We start from the raw sequence: 2,028 nt of genomic DNA on the forward strand, positions 1-2,028 counted from the left end.
CTCCCGCACGTCGGCGGGATCTTTCTTCGGTTTCGGTGTCGGGTCCTGATCGGCGAGCTGGGTGATCAGAAATGCGCCGAGGCGGGTGAGTTCCGCCGGGTCGAACACCTCGGCTTGGGTGAGCAGGAACGTCTGCGCGTCCCTGACGGTCGCCGTCGGGGTACCCACCGGTAGCCCGCGGATCGTCCGGACGATCGCCCACGCCTGTTCGGCGGAGATGATCCCGGCGGTCAACGCCTGCCCGGTCGCGGCCTGCGGCCCGTCCAGGGCGGCGGCGAGCTCGACGAGCATCCGGGCGTCGCCGGGGCGTAGGCGCAGCCGGTGTCGTAGCAGCGCGGCGGTGCTGGTCGCACCCTGGCCGGCGGCGAGATCCCGTCCGTCGGCTTCCCGGACCAGCCGCAGCCGCACCGCCGCCACCGTGGCCAGCAGCCGTTCGCCATCTTCCAATGCGGCGAGCAGGTCGGCATCCGACAGCGACCAGACTGTCGCCTGCGCCAGGGCGTCCACGCCGGTGGCGACCGCGTCCAGCCCGGTGAGCAGCGGATGCTCCCGGCCCGGGCCGGCGGTGGCGGCGGCGCTCTGCATAGATCAACGATAACCCGAAATGCCCCCAAAGTCGAACATTTGTTCGTACGAAATGCACGTGTTAGCCCGACCGCCGCTGGATCCACCCACGCCCGTCTGCATCTAGAAAGACGTCCAACACTGCCCTACGCGCCAGACGTCCAGGCCACGGGCCACGGGCCACGGGCCACGGGCATCCCGCACCGCACCGCACTGATCGGCACCGCATCGTCCGGACCGCTCTGGCTGGCGTCCCGCAGACGTGGAACGCAGCGGCCTGACAGCCGCAGCCCTCAAGGGTCACGAGGGCGACCTCGTCTGTCCCTTGACACTCGTCGCCCTGGGAAAAATTCGGGCTGATGCCACCCGCGCCATAAAGGCTGCAATCGGTCACAAACGCTGTAATTGGTCACGAAACGTTTGAGCGGTGCCTCCGAAATAGGAGGTATTGGGTGAGGACGGTCGCGGGAACGCTGGCAGCGGCGAGGGCAAGTGCTCCAAGCGTGGTCGCCCCGCGGTCATCCCGCCGTAGGTGCTGCAGTTGGTGGGGGCGCCCGATGCAGTCGGGCCCGAGGCCGATGCCGCGTCCTGCAGGAGCAGGCCGAGGAAGCCGACGACCGGAGATGTGCCCCAGATGACTGCTGGGGGTGAGCGGACGTCCGGTGCGGCCGTCGACACTTTGATCATTTTTCGTAGCCGCCGTAGGACCAGCGTCCACGTGCCGACCAGGACGCCATGGCCGTGATATGACAATGTCCGTTCAGGGTGAGGTTGGGTAACCTTGGGGCGTCAGATCCGGCGGTAGACCTCGCGGCGGTGTGCAACGCGAACGACGAGGACAACAAGGACGTCATCCTGCACTTCGTAGATCACGCGATAGTCGGCGACCCTGATTCGAAACGTTCCCGGGCGACCCTCGAGCGTTGTGGTGCCGGACGGTCTGGGGTCGTCGACGAGTCGGTTGATGGCCGGGCGTAAGCGTTGTTGGACCTGTGGGGGCAGCCGGCGGAACTGGCGGGCGGCGGCCGTTGACCACTCGATCTTGTAGGTCACGGTCGGTCGAGCTCGGCCTGTAGGCCGTCCCAGGAAACTGTTTCGCGGTATTCGCGGTCCGCGGCGAGGACGGCGCGGAGGTCCTCCAGTTCTTCCTCGGCTTCGACGAGGCGGCGAAGCTCGTCGATGGGCAGGATCGCTGCGGTCGGCGTGCCGTTGCGGGTGAGGTAGACGACGTTTCCCTCCTGGACACGGTTGACCAGCTCGCCCAGGCGGGAGCGTGCTTCGGCGATACCAATCTCAACGTCCGAGGCGTGAAGGTCAGTATTGTGCATCGGTGCAACCATGGTCGAAGTGTACAACATGATCTATGATTGGATCCGATCGCGGCGGTGTTCGCCGATGGTCTGACGATCGCGTCGGCGCTCACTCCATGAGGTCGCCGGAGCCGATCCCGAGTTCGCGTTCCAG

The 2,028-nt window shown here is 66.8% G+C and carries 3 protein-coding genes; all 3 read right to left on the reverse strand.

Going from position 1 to position 2,028, the window contains the following annotated elements; all coding sequences use genetic code 11:
- Positions 1-585: DUF222 domain-containing protein (locus tag U9980_RS20215; RefSeq protein WP_322769353.1), on the reverse strand; the 585-nt coding region annotated here is incomplete at its 3' end.
- Between the two features lie 768 nt (positions 586-1,353).
- On the reverse strand, positions 1,354-1,617 hold the full coding sequence (locus U9980_RS20220) for a type II toxin-antitoxin system RelE/ParE family toxin (RefSeq protein WP_322769354.1): 264 nt from the start codon (positions 1,615-1,617) through the stop codon (positions 1,354-1,356).
- On the reverse strand, positions 1,614-1,892 hold the full coding sequence (locus U9980_RS20225; protein WP_322769355.1) for a type II toxin-antitoxin system Phd/YefM family antitoxin: 279 nt from the start codon (positions 1,890-1,892) through the stop codon (positions 1,614-1,616). The genes U9980_RS20220 and U9980_RS20225 overlap by 4 nt, the downstream gene beginning before the upstream one ends.
- Positions 1,893-2,028 lie beyond the last annotated feature (136 nt).

Origin of the sequence: Protofrankia sp. Cr1 (genome assembly GCF_963555865.1) — a bacterium.
Classification (GTDB): Bacteria; Actinomycetota; Actinomycetes; order Frankiales; family Frankiaceae; genus Protofrankia.